The sequence below is a fragment of the Pelomonas sp. KK5 genome (genome assembly GCF_001984095.1).
Lineage (GTDB): Bacteria > Pseudomonadota > Gammaproteobacteria > Burkholderiales > Burkholderiaceae_C > KK5.
The window spans coordinates 1-18,048 of record NZ_LYVQ01000055.1; the positions used below are offsets into that span (position 1 = coordinate 1).

Annotated in this window: 17 protein-coding genes and 1 pseudogene; 6 read left to right on the forward strand and 12 right to left on the reverse strand. The window is 65.3% G+C overall.

Annotation, left to right across the window (positions count from 1 at the left end):
• Window positions 1-274: 274 nt before the first annotated feature.
• The 3 genes from B0W88_RS10890 to B0W88_RS10900 all read right to left on the reverse strand — a co-directional run bounded on the left by B0W88_RS10890 (window position 275) and on the right by B0W88_RS10900 (window position 3,107).
• Entirely contained in the window at window positions 275-517 is a 243-nt protein-coding gene (locus B0W88_RS10890; protein WP_144006716.1) for a hypothetical protein, read from the reverse strand.
• A 1,306-nt stretch (window positions 518-1,823) separates the two neighbouring features.
• Window positions 1,824-2,744 carry an OmpA family protein gene (locus B0W88_RS10895; protein WP_077034686.1) on the reverse strand — a complete coding sequence of 307 codons (921 nt, stop codon included), beginning with the start codon at window positions 2,742-2,744 and terminating at the stop codon, window positions 1,824-1,826.
• A gap of 9 nt (window positions 2,745-2,753) precedes the next feature.
• Window positions 2,754-3,107: a DUF4398 domain-containing protein gene (locus B0W88_RS10900; RefSeq protein WP_158080839.1), complete on the reverse strand. Its 354-nt coding sequence runs from the start codon at window positions 3,105-3,107 to the stop codon at window positions 2,754-2,756.
• Window positions 3,108-3,484: 377 nt separating this feature from the next.
• On the opposite strand from B0W88_RS10900, the gene B0W88_RS10905 reads away from it, so the two are divergent.
• Together B0W88_RS10905 and B0W88_RS10910 are read left to right on the forward strand one after the other, a co-directional pair.
• Complete coding sequence (locus B0W88_RS10905; RefSeq protein WP_233151683.1) at window positions 3,485-4,204, forward strand: Crp/Fnr family transcriptional regulator; 720 nt, start codon at window positions 3,485-3,487, stop codon at window positions 4,202-4,204.
• Window positions 4,205-4,292: 88 nt separating this feature from the next.
• Entirely contained in the window at window positions 4,293-5,000 is a 708-nt protein-coding gene (locus B0W88_RS10910; RefSeq protein ID WP_077034689.1) for a Crp/Fnr family transcriptional regulator, read from the forward strand.
• Here B0W88_RS10910 and B0W88_RS10915 read toward each other — a convergent pair.
• Window positions 4,943-5,695, reverse strand: coding sequence for a GGDEF domain-containing protein (locus B0W88_RS10915; protein WP_158080840.1), 753 nt, complete (start codon window positions 5,693-5,695; stop codon window positions 4,943-4,945). The two genes, B0W88_RS10910 and B0W88_RS10915, sit on opposite strands and share 58 nt — an antisense overlap.
• 507 nt (window positions 5,696-6,202) lie before the next feature.
• Window positions 6,203-7,333 carry a HAMP domain-containing sensor histidine kinase gene (locus tag B0W88_RS10920; protein WP_077034691.1) on the reverse strand — a complete coding sequence of 377 codons (1,131 nt, stop codon included), beginning with the start codon at window positions 7,331-7,333 and terminating at the stop codon, window positions 6,203-6,205.
• Window positions 7,334-8,741: 1,408 nt separating this feature from the next.
• On the opposite strand from B0W88_RS10920, the gene B0W88_RS10930 reads away from it, so the two are divergent.
• On the forward strand, window positions 8,742-8,936 hold the full coding sequence (locus tag B0W88_RS10930) for a DUF2158 domain-containing protein (protein ID WP_077034693.1): 195 nt from the start codon (window positions 8,742-8,744) through the stop codon (window positions 8,934-8,936).
• A 365-nt stretch (window positions 8,937-9,301) separates the two neighbouring features.
• Here the strand turns inward: B0W88_RS10930 and B0W88_RS10935 are convergent, their stop codons facing one another.
• Window positions 9,302-9,904, reverse strand: a complete 603-nt coding sequence (locus B0W88_RS10935; protein WP_077034694.1) for a PAS domain-containing protein — start codon at window positions 9,902-9,904, stop codon at window positions 9,302-9,304.
• Window positions 9,905-9,945: 41 nt separating this feature from the next.
• Complete coding sequence (locus tag B0W88_RS10940) at window positions 9,946-12,465, reverse strand: chemotaxis protein CheB (protein ID WP_077034695.1); 2,520 nt, start codon at window positions 12,463-12,465, stop codon at window positions 9,946-9,948.
• A gap of 151 nt (window positions 12,466-12,616) precedes the next feature.
• Between B0W88_RS10940 and B0W88_RS10945 the strand changes: the two genes are divergently transcribed.
• The gene (locus tag B0W88_RS10945) at window positions 12,617-14,458 is read left to right on the forward strand and encodes a bifunctional diguanylate cyclase/phosphodiesterase (protein ID WP_077034696.1); all 1,842 of its coding nucleotides are present in this window, start codon (window positions 12,617-12,619) and stop codon (window positions 14,456-14,458) included.
• Between the two features lie 11 nt (window positions 14,459-14,469).
• On the opposite strand, the gene B0W88_RS33575 is transcribed toward B0W88_RS10945, so the two are convergent.
• Complete coding sequence (locus tag B0W88_RS33575) at window positions 14,470-14,628, reverse strand: hypothetical protein (RefSeq protein ID WP_158080841.1); 159 nt, start codon at window positions 14,626-14,628, stop codon at window positions 14,470-14,472.
• 35 nt (window positions 14,629-14,663) lie between these two features.
• Complete coding sequence (locus B0W88_RS10950; protein ID WP_077034697.1) at window positions 14,664-14,981, reverse strand: hypothetical protein; 318 nt, start codon at window positions 14,979-14,981, stop codon at window positions 14,664-14,666.
• Between the two features lie 129 nt (window positions 14,982-15,110).
• Between B0W88_RS10950 and B0W88_RS10955 the strand changes: the two are divergent.
• Window positions 15,111-15,788 (forward strand): annotated as a pseudogene (locus B0W88_RS10955) (Crp/Fnr family transcriptional regulator); the annotation flags it as partial.
• A 779-nt stretch (window positions 15,789-16,567) separates the two neighbouring features.
• Here B0W88_RS10955 and B0W88_RS10965 read toward each other — a convergent pair.
• From B0W88_RS10965 to B0W88_RS10975, 3 genes are read right to left on the reverse strand one after another with little or no spacing between them, the layout of a single operon-like run.
• Window positions 16,568-16,825 carry a response regulator gene (locus B0W88_RS10965; protein WP_077034699.1) on the reverse strand — a complete coding sequence of 86 codons (258 nt, stop codon included), beginning with the start codon at window positions 16,823-16,825 and terminating at the stop codon, window positions 16,568-16,570.
• A gap of 9 nt (window positions 16,826-16,834) precedes the next feature.
• Window positions 16,835-17,053 carry a hypothetical protein gene (locus tag B0W88_RS35315; protein ID WP_369973875.1) on the reverse strand — a complete coding sequence of 73 codons (219 nt, stop codon included), beginning with the start codon at window positions 17,051-17,053 and terminating at the stop codon, window positions 16,835-16,837.
• Window positions 16,954-17,343, reverse strand: a complete 390-nt coding sequence (locus B0W88_RS10975; RefSeq protein ID WP_077034701.1) for a sensor histidine kinase KdpD — start codon at window positions 17,341-17,343, stop codon at window positions 16,954-16,956. The genes B0W88_RS35315 and B0W88_RS10975 overlap by 100 nt, the downstream gene beginning before the upstream one ends.
• Window positions 17,344-17,518: 175 nt before the next feature.
• On the opposite strand from B0W88_RS10975, the gene B0W88_RS10980 reads away from it, so the two are divergent.
• Window positions 17,519-18,001, forward strand: a complete 483-nt coding sequence (locus B0W88_RS10980) for a hemerythrin domain-containing protein (protein WP_077034702.1) — start codon at window positions 17,519-17,521, stop codon at window positions 17,999-18,001.
• Window positions 18,002-18,048: the final 47 nt, after the last annotated feature.

Sequence of the window (18,048 nt, forward strand, 5' to 3'; positions counted from 1 at the left end):
GACAGCTGCGTAGTTGCCAGGCTGGCTGCAAGTCCGGCTTGGGCGCCATTCAAGGACCATGATGCTCTCGCCATGCAACTGCCAGAGGGCCTGCTGAACCCAATGAACTCAAAGCAACCACCATCCCTCGCTTCAGGTCGGGACCTGGCCTATGCCCCTGTGGCCAATAGATTGAAATTGATGCGCTCAGTCGTCGCGTCGCCGGCCTGCTCGACTCCTTGACGTCGAGGGCTCATCGCCTTGAAATGCTCGCCGCCCGCGAGCTTGCTTCAGCTCAGCTCTTCCCATGTAGCAACAACTTGGCGAGATGTTCAATGCGCACATGGAGATACGCGTCATCCTTGGTGGCGAAGACGCTGCGCTTGAGCAAGCGCCTTGAGCCGTCTATTGTCAGCATGCCGTCCCACACGATTTCGCACCCATCCTCGGTGAGCTGGCGAGACAGAACTCTGACAAGAAATGTCCCCACCTCCGCCCCTTCCTTGGAAGAAATTCTCCCGCTGAATTCTTCAGTCACTGCAAGCTCCGTTCACGCGTTGTGGGGCTGCGATCTTGCAATGGGGATTCAGGTGATCCCGCTGCGATCTGCAGCGTTCGCACGATCAAGCGCACCGACAACGAAGAGAACTTGAGACGCGGTGATCAGGATCCACTCGCCCTCGCATAGGCCACGGCGTCTCGAAGACGCTCATAGCGGTAGGGACCCCAATAGTAGTACCCCAGTCGATAGCTGATAGACAGAGTCCGCATGATCAGCTTTTGATCCGGACTGGGAAACTCGACAGTCTCAACAGTGACTGCGTCTCTTGACGTCATCGCTCGGTCGCTGGGGATAGCCCTTTGAGCGTAGGCGATTGCGTCATCCAACTGCTCGTAGCGGTAGTTGCCATATAGGAAGTTTCGACCATTGAAGCTGATGTCGTAGAGACGCATCAGCCGGCGCCGCTCGCGGCCGTAGGGGCCACGGCGATGACTCCTGGGTCGTTTGAGCGAGCGGACACACGCAGCGAGGCCATCGGCTGGCGATCGGGGAAGGAGTACGTTCGACAGCAGGCAATACAAGGCTCGCAGCGTCATGTGTCGTGTTGCGCGAGTGAAGTCGAAGCCAGCTTGAACCCATTGATCCGCGTGGTCTGTACGCCGCAGCACTGACCACGCATAGGATTCCGGCGAAGGCAAAGCCGCCCCCAACGGCGCAAGCGCAGACCGCTTGCGTTCAGCCGTCCCTGAAGGAACTAGAGGCATGGCGGATACTGCCGAAAACGATGTTGCGGCGAAGTGGCGTGCGCGCCCGGCTGTAGGCCGCCCGACAATCACACGCCACCGGCTGAGCCCGGTCCCACCGCGGGCGGAACCTGCTTGTCCTCAAACAGGTTCTTCTCCACAAAGACGGCTCGTCCGGCACTTTTCCAGGTACTGTCCCACGGGAGTTGGAGGGGCATGTCCCGCTCCTGCGACTCCTGTCCTGCAATGCGCCAAAGGCCTGGCGACGGCAGCGCCGGAGTCATGTCTTGCTCCGGTGCCGAAGGGGCATGTCTTCCTCGTGTTTCGCCGAACTCGGGATCCGCCAGCGCGCCCCTCCGACGCCTCTGCCACGCCATGAGGAACCGTGACCAATCGATGCGCATGTCAAAACTCCTCGACCTGGAACGGATGGCAGAGAGCGGCAACGACAAGGTTCCTGTCCAACGCTGACAAATGACTCAGGGCAGATACCGCGTTGCCGGCGCATGGCGCCCTCGAAGCCAGGGCATCAAGGTGCTCGGATGCGGCACGACGACCCCTCGCTCGGACCGGCTGGCTCAGGCCATACATGCACAGGCCTATTTCAGCGGGATCTCACCGCCCTCGTGCGCGAACACGATTTCCACGCGGCGGTTCATCTGGCGCCCTGCTGCCGTGTCGTTGGTGCTCGCCGGCATCTCCTCGCCATGCGCCTTGGTGCTCAGATGGTTGGCGTTCACGCCGAGGCCTATCAGCGCGGTCCTCACCGCATCGGCGCGCCGCTGGGACAGGTCCCGGTTGGAACTGCTGCTGCCCACGCTGTCGGTATAGCCCTCGATGCTGGCGGTATTGTCGGGATTGCGGCCGAAGAACGCCGCCAATTTCGCCATGTTGCGAGATCCATCGGGAAGAAGGCGGGCCTTCCCGCTGTCGAACAGCACATCGCCCAGGGTCAGGATCATGCCGCGGTCTGTCTTCTTCGCGTTGAGCGCCTCGAGCTGCACTTCGAGGTCCGCCACACGGGCATCGCGGCGATGGATGCGTTCCGCATGACGCACCTTGTCCTGCTGGGCGGCCGCGTCAGCAGCGGCGAGGCCGGCAGTCTTGGCCGCATTGTCCCGCTCCGACAGCGCCAGTTTGCGCTGCGCCTGATCGGCCTCGTCGGTGCGCTGCTCCAGTCGAAGCCTGTCGCGTTCGGCACCGGCACCCGCAACCATGGCCTGGTCGGCTCGACTGGACGCTGCGTCCTGCGCGATCGTCACGCGCTGAGAGGTCAGGTAGGCCAGATGATCGACGAGGCCCAGTGTGGCCCCCTCCCCCCACGCCCGTTCCGCCCTATGCAGCGAATCGCCGGCACTTCTGAGTTCGTCCGGCGCCAGCACTGCGACCTGCGGATCGACCCTCGTCTCGTTGAAGCGATGGCGGGCCCGGTCCAGCGCAGCATTGCGGTCCGGAACGGTGCTGCAGGCGGCCATGGCGAGCGCCAGCGCAGTGAACATCGAGCATCTAGAAAGCTTCATGATAGGTTCTCAGTGGCCCTGCTTTGCGTTGCGACGGAACTCTTCGGCCAGCACGCGGGCGGCGTCTTGCGAGTCCTTGGCGGCCTTGCTCGATTGCACCGATTGGGCGTGCATGTCCGCGGCCTGTGCATCGATCTGCGCCTCCTCAGCCAACCACCTGGCGCGCTCGTAGTCCTTGCTTGCCTCGGCGTGGCGGGCGCTGGCCAGCTTGGACACGGCCAACTGCAGCTCGGCGGGTGCGTTGCTGCCGGTCGTGCTGGTGCTGGCGTTCCTCACTGCGGCCTCGGCCACCGCCAGCTCGGTCGTCGGTATCGGCGTCGCGGCACAGCCGGCCAGCCAGGCGGTACTCGTCAATGCCAGCATTGCGGCCGCTGCGGCAGGTGCGGTTCGACTCGTGGTCATGAAGTTCCTCGATTTTCTGATTGCAGGGCAGCGGTCCGGGAGCATCCCCGACCCGCGGTCCCTGATGCAGCCGACGGTATGACGGCGCGGCGCTGCGGTCTGTGCGCTGGCAGACGTTCACCTCGCCGTATTCTTCCGCCACTTGTTCATCCGCCGCTTCGCATTCGGCGGCGCTGGCGCGTCATGCGCGTTGGCATGAACGCGGATGAATTGCGCGCCGCATGGCTCAAGCACGGCCACGGCCCGCGAGCGGCCGGCGCGTTGATCTGTGCGATACCGAACATAGCAAGATGCCACCGGCGCCTATAGTCGAGACATCGAAGATTCGGGAGCCCGGCTTGAACGCGACGGAGGATCCCCTCAGCAACCGCCTGCTGGCCGAGTTGTCGACCGAAGAGCGCTCACGCTGGCTGCCCCTGATGGAGGCCGTCGAACTTCGCTTGGGCCAGGTGCTCTACGAATCGGGCCGGCCGCAAAGCCATGTCTACTTCCCGAGCACGGCGATCGTTTCGCTGCTGTATGTGCTGGAGAACGGCGCCTCGGCCGAGATCGCCGTGGTGGGCAACGAGGGCCTGGTCGGCATCTCCCTGTTCATGGGTGGCGAAACCACGCCCAGCCGGGCCGTGGTGCAAAGCGCCGGGCGGGGCTTTCGGCTGCGGGCCCAGGCAGTGAAGGACGAATTCAATCGCGCCGGCCCGGTGATGCACCTGCTGCTGCGCTACACCCAAGCCCTGATCACGCAGATGGCCCAGACGGCCGTCTGCAACCGCCACCACACGCTGGACCAGCAGCTTTGCCGCTGGCTGCTGCTGAGCCTGGACCGGCTGCAGGGCAGCGAGCTGGTGATGACCCAGGAACTGATCGCCAATATGCTGGGCGTGCGGCGTGAGGGGGTGACAGAGAGCGCCCTGAAGCTGCAGGCAAGCGGGCTGATCCGCTATGCCCGCGGCCATATCACGGTGCTGGACCGCCTCGGCCTGGAAGCCCGCACCTGCGAATGCTATGCCGTGGTGCGCGACGAGTACGCGCGCCTGCTGCGCCAACCCAAGCCAAGCTGAGCTCTGCGACCCTATGTGTGCGCTGGGACACAGTGACCCGGGCGCAAGCGGCGCAGACTGCCGCCACGTCGACCGCCCGGAGCCCCTTGTGCCCCTCAACACGAACGATCTGCTCGAACTGCTGCCGCGCGCGGACCGGCAACGCCTGCTGGCGGCCTGCCAGCAAGTGGAGTTGCGACGTTCGCAGCCACTGTACGTACGGGGTCACAGAGTCGGTCATGCCTACTTTCCCATCGAGGGCGCCATCTCGCTGCTCACGCAACTGGATGGACATCCCGCGATGCAGGTCGGCATGGTGGGGCGCGAAGGCATGGTCGGTATTCAACTGGCCCTGGGTGTGAGGCCCGCGCCCATGCAAGCGCTGGTGCTTGGCGATGGCATGGCCTGGCGCATGGACGCTGCGGCCATGCGGCGCGAACTCGTGCATGGCACTGCGCTGCGGCGCTGCCTCAACCGCTACATCTCGGTGTGCCTCACCGAGTTCGCCACGGCCGCCGGCTGCCAGCGTTTCCATGCGCTGGCGCCACGCCTGGCCAGTTGGCTGCTGATGAGTCTGGATCGGCTGGGAAGCCGCGAGCTGGAGATGACTCATGAGCTGATCGCGCATCTGCTGGGCGTGCGACGCGAGGGCGTGACGGAGAGCGCCCTGAGGTTTCAGGCTGACGGCCTGATCCGCTACGCACGCGGGCGCATCGCGGTGCTGGACCGCGGCGGCCTGGAGGCGAGGTCCTGCGTCTGCTACGCGGCGTCCAAACGCGAATACCAGCGGCTGCTGCCAGTCACGGCGCCTGCCTGAGCCGGGTCAACGCGCGACGGCGCGCAGAAGGCGTAGCCCGATTTCCGGCGCTTGGCGGCGTACATGGCGAGATCGGCATTTCGCATCAAGGCCTGGGCCGTGTCGCCATCGGCCGGATGGACAGCAATCCCGATGCTGGCCCGCATGCGCAGGCAGAGAGCCCCGATCTGCACTGGCTCGGCAATCGTGTCGCCTAGCTTCTGCGCCAACTGGACCAGTTCCTCCCGGCTGACGTGGCCCTGGCGCAGGCAGGCGAATTCGTCACCGCCCAGACGGCTCACCATGTCTTCGCTTCGAACCCGACAGCGGAGTCTTTTGGCAAGGACCTTCAGCAGCTCATCACCGACTTCATGCCCGTGCACGTCGTTGACGGGTTTGAAGGCGTCCAGATCCATGTAGATGAGAGCCAACTGCGGCCGATCATCGACCTCGAGCAACGCTGTCGCCCTCTCCAGGTGCTCGACGAAGAAGCGACGGTTTGGGAGTTCTGTCAGCGCGTCGTGCAAGGCCTGGTGACGGGCATGACGCTCGCCGACTTGGGTGGACGCGAGAGCCGTGCGAGCCAGCACCAGTGCTGCCTGCGCCTCCACGGCGACGCGCTCAATCCCGCACAGGCGTCCAAACTCCGAGTTCAGCAAGGGCGCCAGCTGGGTCACCGCTGACATGCTCTGCGTCAGCTGAGCGAGCAGGTCCATCGAGACTGCATCCGCACCCCTTGGACCGCAGGCCCAGAGATCCGCCATCGCCTGCAGTTGGACCTGTATCGCGGACACAAGGTTCTGCCATTCAAGCAGCACGCTGGCCGCCGTCGGAAGCGGGGGTGGCTCACTGCAGGGCTGCGCGCATCTGGCCGAGGCCGGCGGGATAGTGATCATGGGCGGGGACTCCATGGTTCATGGCGTAAGGCTGGGACCGCTCGCCGGACTTCGGCACGTCTGGCTCACCCCGCCCCACTTGTCCAGGGGGCGGTGAGCCTTCCGAGGTGAAGTCATCTTCCGCCGGCTCATTGTCCGGCAAAGGTGGTGGCCGCACGGCCGCAGGCGAGGCAGGTGGAGTCATATAGCGATCCTCTCGAAGGCCCCGGCACGCCAGACCATCGGCCCGGGCAGCGTCCAGATCCTGCGCCCTCCAGCGCCTGCGAGTCCGTGCGCTGGCGCACCGACGCCCAGCGGCCAGCTGCACGCGCCGGCGTAGTCCGGGCGCTAGGGCAACCTGCGCACAGGTAGCGCCATGGTGAAGACGCAGCCCTTACCCGGCATGTCATCCACAGTCAACCGGCCGCCGTCCGCCTCGATACCACGCTTGGCGATCGACAGCCCCAGTCCAAGCCCACGCTTGTCATCGAAACCCTGCCTGAACGGCACGAACATCATCGTGGCACCGCCATTGGGCAGCCCGCCGCATCGGTCCTCGACGCGGATGAGTATCCAACCATCGGACACATGCGCATGCAGGATGACCTCGGTGCCCGGCTTGGTGAACTTGAAGGCGTTCTGCAAGAGATTTCCAAGTGCAGCACATAGCAGGTCTCGATTGCCCTCGATCGCGAACTGCGGGTCGACCGCTGCAACCTGGAGTGTGCAGCCCGTATCCGCCGCGTAGAGCTCCCCGACACGACCGGCGTCGGCCAGGAAACCCTCGAGGGAGAAGATGCGCGGGCGCAAGGAACCGAGTGCTGCGTCACGGATGGTCATCAACGCGCTTTTGATCAGTGCCTCCAGGGAATCCAGGCTGCGTTTGAGCACCGTTCCGGTCGAGCCGCGCACTGGCAGTCTCCCTGATTCCAGGGCCGCGAATGCGAGCGTTGCGACGTGGAGATGGTTGCGCATCTCGTGTGCGAGGAAGCCTAACCGTTCATTCTCCTGCTCCGCCTGTCGACGTGCCACGTCGCGGTCGCGCTGTGCCGCGAAGGCCGTGACGGCGTCAGCTATCGCGTTGTCCAGGCAGCGATTCAGCGTCCGGAACTCATCGACCGAGAACGGGGTCTCACGCTCGACAGCCAGGTCGGCGATGGCCTGGCACAAGTCGCCGTAGTCATGCACGACCTGATCGACGGTGTAGCCGAGGCCGAGCAACTCACCACCATGGACCGTCGCCGAGACGCTCATCTCCGAGACCGCGGCGGCACCACCCTGGGACGGACCCGAGATCCGCAGCCCGCTGACAGCGTCACCCCGGTCTTCGGCTTGCAGCGTGCGCGTCAACTGGTCGAGGAACATCGGCACGCCGTGCACAAGCTGTTCCCGGGTCGCTCCACGCGACGGACGCAATGCAACCTTGTCCTTGCAGCGCTGAATGAGCTGAGCTCGGTTGTCCCGGAGGAAGGCATGCATCTGGATGGCCCTTTTTGCTGCGACATTGGCAACGGTCGCGACGGGTCGGCCCCGGATCGCATCACCGACGAAAGTCCAGGTGGCTGCGGTACCGCTGGGAACCTCGGCGGCTCGAAGCGCAGTCCTCTGGCGTCAGGCCCCGGCTCGACACGCCGTGCAGCCGCGTGGACGCCGAACTGTCTCGCGCCTCGCGCTGTCTGAACTCCGCCTCGCGCGAACTGGCGGGAGCTAAGTGCTTCCGTGCGCTGCCCGATAGGCACGCCGCTTGGCACGGTGCGCCGCCACTCGAATGGCCGCGCCAGGGATTCCGCGCTTTTCATCGCGGAGCGCTCGTTGAACTCGGTCTCTCAGAATATGAAGCTTGGCACGGTGACGGTGAGCCGCGGTTGCATTGGACATGGGCGGATCGCATGGAGAGTGAAGCGTGCTACCAGTTTGCGGCCCTGGCCTCGCCCGGTCCGTGCGCTACCGAACATGCCTGCGTGGCCGGCTGCAGGTCTCCACGTCCTGCGCTCCGGGCATTGAACGGGCGCCCGCGACAGGCGGTGCCCCCGTGAGCTCACGCCTGGGTTCACGTATGGAACTTGTCGAAGCTGGTCTCCCAGCGCGGCATCGCCTCGCATTGAATTGCACGCGCGCTCGGCGCTTCGGATCTGCGCCATCGACGCTGCGCTCGGGCCTCAGAACGGGGAATCACTTCACCATTCTCGGATGCGCAATACGACATTCGACGGTCCCAGGCTGCCCTCGAATGCCGGTCCACGAAACTTGCTGCAGAGCCATTCTCCAATGTGAAGGACCGCCTCGCAGCGCCTAACGAACGGCGCGTGACAGTACGCTCAGGATGTTCTCGCCAACCGTCGTCAGCCGAAGGCTGCCACCATGCCATTCGAGCCAATCAAGGGCGACGTAGTCATCGATGTAGCCGACCGGTATGTCGCAGGCTCGCCTGCGTCCAAGCATGGCCACGCTGGCGGGAAGAGCCTCACGAAGCACGATTCGTCGAGACATCATCGGTACATCCACGCATCACTCCTTGCCAGCGACGGCCGTCAGATGTCCTGAACACGCGTCATGCTCCGGTCACAGCCGCGACTATGCCCCATCTTCGAGGCGCCACGCGGCGGCGTCCGTGCGGCAGCGCACAGAAGTGGCCGGCAAGGACTCACCACTCCCTCTGCCTCGACGCGACGCGACGCCGTTATCGCCGCGTGCGACCCCCAACATCTACGGCAAAGGGACCTGCTGTCCTTGCGCTCTTGGTCATGGACGGAGAAATGCCCAAACGCCCAAGGACGCCGTCGCATCAGTTGATATCGATGCCCATCTCGCCCTTGGGGGCTTGAGTCCCTCGCCATGACGAGTTCGTATATTTCCCTGCGTCAGAGGCAGCCGCAGGGAGAGTGCCATGATCCAATTGGGGAGCATCGTCCGACGGAAACACGGGGGGCCACCCCTGACGGCCGAGTTCTACGTGCCGGGCACTGCCGGCGAAGACGCGAAGATTGTTTGTTCCTGGGTCGATCCGCACGGATTCATCCGGGCCAAGACTTTTCTGGTCACAGAGCTCGAAGTCGTCACTGAGGCGACTGAAAAGGCTTGATGCGGTGCAGCGGGACAAGCTTTCGCATGCCGCTGCGGCGACGCTCGCCGCGCTTGCCTGATGACTGCGCATTGCCCGACTGCTTGAGGCGATCACAGTGAAGCTGTGATCCACCACCCGGGATGGCCTAGCCCATCAGCGCCTTTGAATTCAATAGACCATCAGGCGGCTCATCTGGCACTGTGCCCGATGCGATAACGTGGGCGCGATCCGCGCTGTCGACTCGCTCGCCGACGATTCCCGCGTCCGAGTACGTGCTGTACAAGGGCTGGCCGCCGGGAGAGAAGAGGCGACGAGGCGCGCGCAGGCTGCGGTTGAGGCGCGCTGAAGCAGGAGTACCAGCGGCTGCTGCCACCGGGAAGCATTCATCGGATGACCAACTGGCCAGACTCGATCAGGGACAGCAGGTAGCCATCGCCCGATGGATGCCGCGTGCCGCTGGCCTGGACCGGGAGGGCCTGGCCGTCCGCCGTGCGCAGGGCCAACTGGCAACAAGCGCGGGCGGCGCCGTCGCTCAACAGGTGGCATAGGATCGTCAAGGCATCGGCTCCGGACGGCTCGAGAAAGCCTTCCAGCGGCATGTCCAGCAACGCCTCCCGCCCGGCCCCGAGCATGCGGCAGCCGGTGCCGTTCACCTCGCGGAGCATGCCGCCCGCGTCGACGACCAGACTGGCTGCCGGCGCGCAATCGTGCAGCTGCAGATGGCGCGCCAGTACTGCCTCCAGTTCGGCAAGCGAATCCCGAAACTCCTCGCTCTGCATCTCCAGCTCGACCTGATGGACCTGCAACTCATGCAGCAGGGCCAGCGCTGCGGGCGCGCTGGCCGGCGAGGACGCGAGCTCAAAAAGAATCCGCAAGGACTCGGCCGGGCTCGGATGGTGGTTGTCGGGCCCCGTTCCCTGCAGGCGTTCGGTGGCACGGGATCTCAGGTCGATCGGGTCGGCGGGAGAAGACATCGTGCTGGCCATGGGTATCCTCGGCAATCAAGCAGTGCTGAATATCGCCGACTCTAGGCGCTTCTCAGCCGCGCCTCCAACTCTTTTGCCGCGGTGATGTCCACGAAGGTGATCACGACGCCCTGGATCACATTGGCCAGCGTCCGGTAAGGCATGATGCGCACCGAGAACCAGTGGCCGTCGGTGGTGGCGATTTGCTTCTCCGAAGCGGCCAGCGTGCGCAGCGTCTCCCGGGCGTCGGCATGCAGTTCCGGGTAGATCAGCGTGCTGGCCAATTCGGTCAGCGGCCGGCCGACATCGCTCTCGCGCAGGTGCACGATGCGCTTGATCTGCTCGGTGAAGCGCCGCACGTTGAGCGTGCTGTCCAGGAACAGCGTGGCGATGTCCGTGCTGTTGAGCAGGTTCTGCATGTCGCTGTGGGCCAGCGCCAGGTCCTCCAGCTTGGAATGCAGCTCGGCATTGATCGTCTGCAGTTCCTCGTTCATCGACTGGGCTTCTTCCTTCGAGGTGGTCAGCTCCTCGTTGGCCGACTGCAGTTCCTCGTTGGTGGACTGCAGTTCCTCGTTGGAGGCCTGCAGGTCCTCGGCCGAGGCCCGCATCTCCTGGCGCAGCGCGCGGATCTCCTCGTTCGCGCGGTCGAGGTCTTCAAGCAGTAGCGGGTGCGCCGTGCCGCCGGGCGCGCGCCGCCGGGCGGCCGTGGCCACCTCCTTGAACACGATCATCGCCATGCCCGCCAGCGACCGGGGCTCCTGGATGCGGCGCACTGTCACGTCCAGGGTCAACGCCGACTCGTCGTCCAGCTTCAACCCGCGCAGTTCGATCGCACCGTCGGCATGCATCGCCCGCCGCAGGGCGGCGCCCACCTGGACGCGGATGCCGGGCCGCGCCATCACATGGATGTTCCAGTTGGCCTTGCCGGCGGCGGGCTCCAGATAGCTGCCGGTGCGGCCGCTGATGTAGAGGATGTCGCCCTCCTCGTTGACCAGAACGGCCGCGGGCGAGAACTCCCGCAACAGCACCTGATCGGCGAGCTGTTGCAGATTGGCGGGTGCTTGGGTCGATGACGACAAGAAAGACTCCTGCGCAGCGGGGCGCGACGGGAAACGGCGCTTGACCGGGAAATCCACCGAACGGATCCGCACGGCATTGTCGCCGCGGGTGAACAGGCGGGACTTGGCGGCCAGCGGCGTGAACAGGTCCAGCGCCCGGCCCACAGTCTCCGAGCTGCCCAGCAGCAAGGTGCCGCCGGGGCGCAGGCTGTAATGGAACAGCGGGATCAGACGGCGCTGCAGCGTGGCGTTGAAGTAGATCATCAGGTTGCGGCAGCAGAGGATGTCCAGCTTCGTGAAGGGCGGGTCGAGGATCACGTCATGCTGCGCGAACAGCACCATCTCGCGGATCTCCTTGGCGACGGCGACGCCGTCCTGCTGCACGGTGAAGAAGCGCGCCAGCCGCTCGGCGCCGAGGTCGGTTTCCACCTTGCGCGAATAGACGCCCCGGCGCGCCACTGCGAGCGCGTCGGCGCTCAGGTCGCTGGCGAATATCTGCATCGTCACGCCGGGCGGCAGGCCCAGCGCATCGGCGCCTTCCCGGAACAGCATGGCCAGCGAATAGGCTTCTTCCCCGGTAGAGCAGCCCGCCACCCAGGCGCGCAGCGGCGCGCCTGCCCGGGCGCCCGCCAGCAGCGCGGGCATCACACGCTCCTTCATCTCGTCCCAGACGGAGGGGTCGCGAAAGAACGAGGTCACCCCGATCAGCATCTCCTTGAACAGCAGGTCGAGTTCCTGCGGGTTCTCCTTCAGGAACAGCGCGTACTGGTGCATCGAGGCCAGGGCATGGACGGACATGCGCCGCTCCACCCGGCGCGTCAGCGTACTGGTCTTGTACGGGGACAGGTCGTGCCTGCTGCGCTCGCGCAGCAGGTCCAGGATCTCCGGCAGCCCCAGCGGGCCATGGACCCACGCATTGCCTTCACCTGTCGACGCGATGATGCGCGAGGCCATCTCCGCCGGCCGCGTCACGATGTCGGCGGCGCCGGCGTCGATGGCGCTGCGCGGCATCGCATCGAACTGCGCGGACGTCGGCTCCTGCACCAGCGTCAGGCCGCCCTGGGCCTGGATGGCGCGCAGGCCCTGCGTGCCGTCGGACCCCATGCCCGACAGCACCACGCCGACGGCCAGCTCCCGCTGGTCGCGAGCGAGCGAGCTGTAGAGCACGTCGATGGGCAGGCGCATGCCGCGGCGCTGCGACGGCGCGGCAAGATTCAGATGGCCGTGCGCCACCGTCAACTCGGTGTTCGGCGGGATCACGTAGACTACGTCGGCCTCGATGCGCATCGACTGCGAGACCTCGGTGACCGGCATCGCCGTCGTACGCTGCAGCAGTTCGGCCAGCAGGGCCTTCTGTGTCGGGTCCATGTGCTGCACGACCACATAGGCCAGGCCGCTCTTCTCCGGCACTCCGCCGAGGAACTGCTCCAGCGCCGCCAGGCCGCCGGCCGAGGCGCCGAGCCCGACGATCCTCGTGGCACGCGGCCTGGCGGGTGAAGGAGTGAAGTCGGCAGGCGCGGGCATGCGCCAGTATCGGTCCTGGATGTGCAGGGCGGGCCCGCGGCTGAATGCAGGAAGCAGATAGAGACTCCGTCCGACATGGGCGTTAGGTTCCGTCCTCATAGCCGGGACGCGCCAATCGTGCGAGAGTCCTTCAAACCAAAGTCGGGCCGCCATGAAAGATCGCAAGACGTCGACGAAGGCGCGCCCGCCCGACGCGGACGATGCGCCCGCGCGCGAAGCCCGGCTCCAGGGCCTGGTCCACGAACTCCAGGTGCATCAGCTCGAGCTCGAGCTGCAGAATGAGGCCTTGCGCAACGCTCATACCGAGCTGCTACTGGCGGCTGCGGTGTTCGCCCACAGCTATGACGGCATCATGGTCTGCGACCGGGACGAACTGATCGTCGACGTCAACCCCGCCTTCACGCGCATCACCGGCTACGCCAGGGAAGAGGCGATCGGGCGAAAGCCGTCCCTGCTGGCCTCGGGCCTCACCGCCGACGGCGTCTTCGAGGCCATGCGGCAATCGCTGGACGAGCATCGCTGCTGGCGTGGCGAGATCGTCAATCGGCGCAAGGGCGGCGCGCTGTATCCGCAGGCCATGTCGATCGCCGCCGTGGCGGACGCGGCCGGACGCGTGTCCAACTACGTGGCCGTGTTCTCTGACATCAGCAAGCTCAAGTTCCATGAGGCCGAGCTGCTGCGCATTGCCAACTACGACACTCTGACTGGACTGCCCAACCGCCGGCTGTTCTCCGACCGCCTGCAGCTCGCGCTGGCACGCTCGCGGCGCAGCGGCAACCCGCTGGCCATCTGCTACCTGGATCTCGACGGTTTCAAGGACGTCAACGACCGCCATGGCCATGCCGCCGGGGATCAGTTGCTGATGACGATCGCGCGCAACCTGAGCGCCGCCCTCCGCGCGGAAGACACGGTCGCCCGCCTCGGTGGCGACGAGTTCGCGCTGCTGATCGATGTGGAGCAGGACTCCCATTGCGAAGCCGCGATGGAGCGCGTGCTGGCCGCGACCCGGCTGCCGGTCGCCATCAACGGCCAGAACCATTCGGTGTCCGGCAGCCTGGGCCTGACCATCTACCCCGCCGACGATGCCGACGCCGAGACCCTGCTCCGCCATGCCGACCAAGCGATGTACCTGGCCAAGGAGGCCGGCAAGAACGGCTTCCATCGCTTCGACCTGGCGCGCGACCAGGGCGTCAAGGCGGTGAATCGGCAGCGCCAGCGCCTGGAGCAGGCCATGCAGGGAGGCGAGCTGCTGCTGCACTACCAGCCCAAGGTCGACCTCAGCACCGGCCGAGTCATGGGCGCGGAGGCGCTGGTTCGATGGCAGCATCCCGAGCACGGCCTGCTGCTGCCCGGGGCGTTCCTCGGCATCCTCCAGAACACCAGCCTGGAAGTCGTGCTCGGCGAATGGGTGATCGACCATGTGCTGACGCAGATCGGGACCTGGCGGGCCGCCGGCCTGCGTCTCGGCGCCAGCGCGAACATCAGCCCCTACCACCTGCTCCAGCCGGATTTCGCGGAGCGGCTGGCCGCGCTGCTTCAGTGCCATCCCGACATTGACGCCGCCCTGCTGGAACTGGAGATCCTGGAGAGCGCCGCACTGTCGGATGCCACGCAGGCGGCCGGCACCCTGGCCAAATGTCGAGCGCTGGGCGTGAAGCTGTCGCTGGATGACTTCGGCACCGGCTATTCCTCGCTCGCCCTGCTGCGGCAGTTGCCCCTGGACGTGCTCAAGGTCGACCAGACCTTTGTCAGCGGCATGCTGGAAGATCCCAGCGATCAAGCATTGGTCGAAGGCGTCATCCACCTGGCCCAGGCCTTCGGTTGCGATGTGATCGCCGAAGGCGTGGAGACGCCGGAGCACGGGGCCGTGCTGCTGGCCAAGGGTTGCAGCGTCTGTCAGGGCTATGGCATCGCGCGCCCGATGCCGGCCGAGCTGCTGCCGGCCTGGTCCCGCGAATGGAGCAACAGCGCGCGGTGGACCCGGCCTCACTGAGCGCGGCGCGCTCAGAGCTGCTCGGCGACGATCGGATCGATCAGCCTCATGTGGAGTGATCGATCGGGCTGCCGGGTGATCTCGTGCATGGCGCTGCGCTTGTGCCCGTCGACGATCGCGGCGCTTCGGTACAGGCAGGAGCGCCCGGTGATCGACACGGAAAACAGCACATCGAGAAACTCGTCGCCCCGATGGGAGCCAGCGATCAGCTCGAACAGGCATCGCCCCGCAAGCTCTTCCTCACGGCGGCCAGGAATTGCGTGACGGACGCCGTGGCCGTCGTGCAGACGAAGTCGATGATGCGGCCCACGGGATCCAGCACCGGAAGGAATTGCGTAGTCCCCGAGAAGGCGAGCTCGGCCTGCACGGCGGCGTCCCAGGCCAGCCGGCGCTCCCGACTGAACAGGGGCGCACGCACAGCCTCGCCGAGCGACTTATCCGGGTTCGAAGGTTTGAGCATCGATGCCATCAGATCACCAGCGTACGAAGCTGGCATCGGCGCGGTCTGTACGGCAGCGCTCATAGCAGACTCGACATCATCCTGCCGTCACACGACCTGCCTTGTATGCGGCAGCGTACATATGGCGACGGGCTGTCGCCGTAGCATCGCTGCCGCGAGCGGCACCTTTCGAGGCCCGGCAAGGAGACCGCATTGCTTGGCAAGACAACAGGAAATCGCCTGCTCGGCGCGCTGCCCGCCGACGTCCTGACGCGCTGGGCCGGCGCACAGACCCAAGTGGAACTGTCGCTGGGCCAGGTGCTCTACGAACCCGGCACCGAGATGAGCCATGTGGCCTTCCCGAGCACGGCGATTGTCTCGGTGCTGTATGTGATGGAAGACGGCGCATCGGCCGAGATCGCCGTTGTCGGCAACGACGGCCTCGTCGGCATCGCGCTCTTCATGGGCGGGCAGACTACGTCTAGTCACGCCGTCGTGCAGAGCGCCGGGCGGGCCTTCAGGCTCCCCGCTGCTGATCTGACGGAGGAGTTCTCGCGCAACGGCTCGGTGCAGCACCTGCTGCTGCGCTACACGCAGGCGCTGATCACCAAGATGGCGCAGACCGCCGTCTGCAACCGCCACCACAGCGTGCGGCAGCGACTCTGCCGCTGGCTGCTGCTGAGCCTGGACCGGCTGCCGGGGCCGGAGCCGCGCATGACCCAAGAGTTGATCGGCAACATGCTCGGCATGCGGCGCTCCGGCGTGACCGCGCAGGCCGCGCAGGCCGCGAGGCTCCAGGATCAGGGTGTGATCCGCTACACCTGGGGGCGCATCATCATGCTCGACCGACCGATGCTCGAATCGCTGTGCTGCGAATGCTATGCGGTGGTCATCGCTTCTCGCTGTACCTGGAAGCCAACAATCGCCATCTCCCTGTGCCACGCGTGCGGGCTCTACCTCTTGGGCCCACCGACCTTGCTCGGGATCGCAATGCCAGGCACCAACGTCGTGGGCACCGCGGGTTCGATGGGTAGCTTCGCCCTTTTGGGCTTCTTCAGTTCCTTGTTGCCACGCTGACCTTTGGACATGGTGTTCTCCGTTTGCTGTGTGTGAAACATGGTTGTCTTGGTAGGCCCGGTGCCGGTTATTGAAGCCCACCTACCGCCTCGGTTTGCGGTTTGTTCTGGGCTTGGGCTTCGTCTGTAGCGCGCTTGTCCAGAAGCCGACGGCCTCTCGGGCGGCGTTCGTGATTGCCGCATTGGTCTGACGTCTAGCACCAGACGCAATGCGACCACGTGCCGTGTTGGCTACGGAATGAGCGGCACTGCGCCACATACTCATCAAGGGGTTCTTCTTGAGCCATAGGTTGACCATGGTGTTGCTCCCAGTGCGGGGCCATACCGTAGCCGGAGGCGGTTGTCGTTTCGGGACTTGGAAACCTACATCGAACGCTGCGATGTCGGCGTAGCAGGAGTCTGCCAACCCATGATGGCCGCATTTTTGGCGCTGCTCCGTCAGACCTTCGGCAATTCGACGTAGGCGGTGAGGCCGGAGCAGGACTGCTGACGGATAAGAGTCTTCATCTCGCGTGGAGGTCGGGGTCGTGACGTTGCCCGGCGACGTCAACAACGACGTCGAGCGATGGAATGCGCTAACCGCGGCCCTATGCGTCAACGGTCTTTTGCATCCAGCGCCTTCTTGCATACCGCCTCGAAGCCGTCGGGGTCTAAGGGTTTGACAAAGAATGCATCGAACCCCGCGTTGGACGCCCGTGCCCTGTCGGCTTGCGTACCGTATCCAGTCAACGCGATCAGCACGACCTTGGCGCCAGCGGGATCCTGGCGGACACGACGTGCGACTTCCAGCCTGTCGAACCCGGGGAGCCCGATATCGACCAACGCAACGTCGCTGGGACCCCTGAGGATCATCTGCACGCCTCAAGGCCCATCGACAGCCTCGTTGATCTGTCGTCCCTGCGCTTCCAGAAGCAGCATGAGGGCCTCCCTGTTGTCCGCGATGTCCTCCACGATCGTGATCAGGAGCTTTTTCGAGGGGTCTACGCGCAACGCAGCGACTTCGGGCAACGGTGCCTCGGCGGCCGGGAACGTGACGGTAAAGACCGCTCCATGCCCGGGTCCGTCGCTAGAGACTGAGATGGCACCTTCATGAAGCAGGGCCAGCCGCTGAGCGATGGCCAATCCGAGCCCAAGGCCCCCTGTGATCGTTCGATAGTCCGCTGCCCCTGGGTGAAGGCATCGAACATGCTCTTCGCGACGTCCGCCGCAAACCCCGCACCCGTATCCTTGATCCGGAGCACGCTGCGATCGGGCTCACCCTTGACCTCGATCGTCACGGTGCCGCCGGGCGGCGTGTACTTGCATGCGTTGTCGAGCAGGCACGTGATCAACAATTCCAGGCGAGCTTCGTCGGCGTCGACAGCACTCACCGATGGCCGTCCGTACCGCGGGCGCTCGTGACGGCGCGAACGAGCCTGCGGGCGGCTCAGGACTACGACCGATCTTCGCCTTGTCCGACGGGTACTCGTCTCCGTCGGCCCCACAGTCTGCCATCAGCCGGGACTGCACATCGACAGGGCCGGCACACGCACAAGAAGGCACATCATGGCAACTGCAAGCAAGAAAACCGCTATTTCTTCCTCCAAGGTCCAAGACGCGATTGCGCTGCTCAAGGCGGATCACAAGAAGGTCAGCGGCCTGTTCGAGGAGTTCGAGAAGTCCCGCTCGGCCTCCCGCAAGAAGAAGCTGGTGGACCAGATCTGCATGGAGCTCACCGTCCACACCGAGATCGAGGAAGAGATCTTCTATCCCGCGGTGAAGGCCGCCCTGAAGGACAAGGAGATGGTTCCCGAGGCCAACGTCGAACATGCATCGATCAAGGACCTGATCACGCAGGTCAAGGGCGTCGAGCCGGACGGCGAGATGTACAACGCCCGCGTCAAGGTGATGTCCGAGTTCGTCAAGCACCATGTCAAGGAGGAGCACACCGAGATGTTTCCGAAGGCCAAGAAGACCAGGCTTGACATGAAGGAACTCGGCGCGCGGATGGCCTCCCGCAAGGCGGAGCTCCTAGCAGCTGGGGCCTGACGATGTGCGCGAGCCCGAGCCCGAAGGAGGCTCGCGCGGCGGTCGAA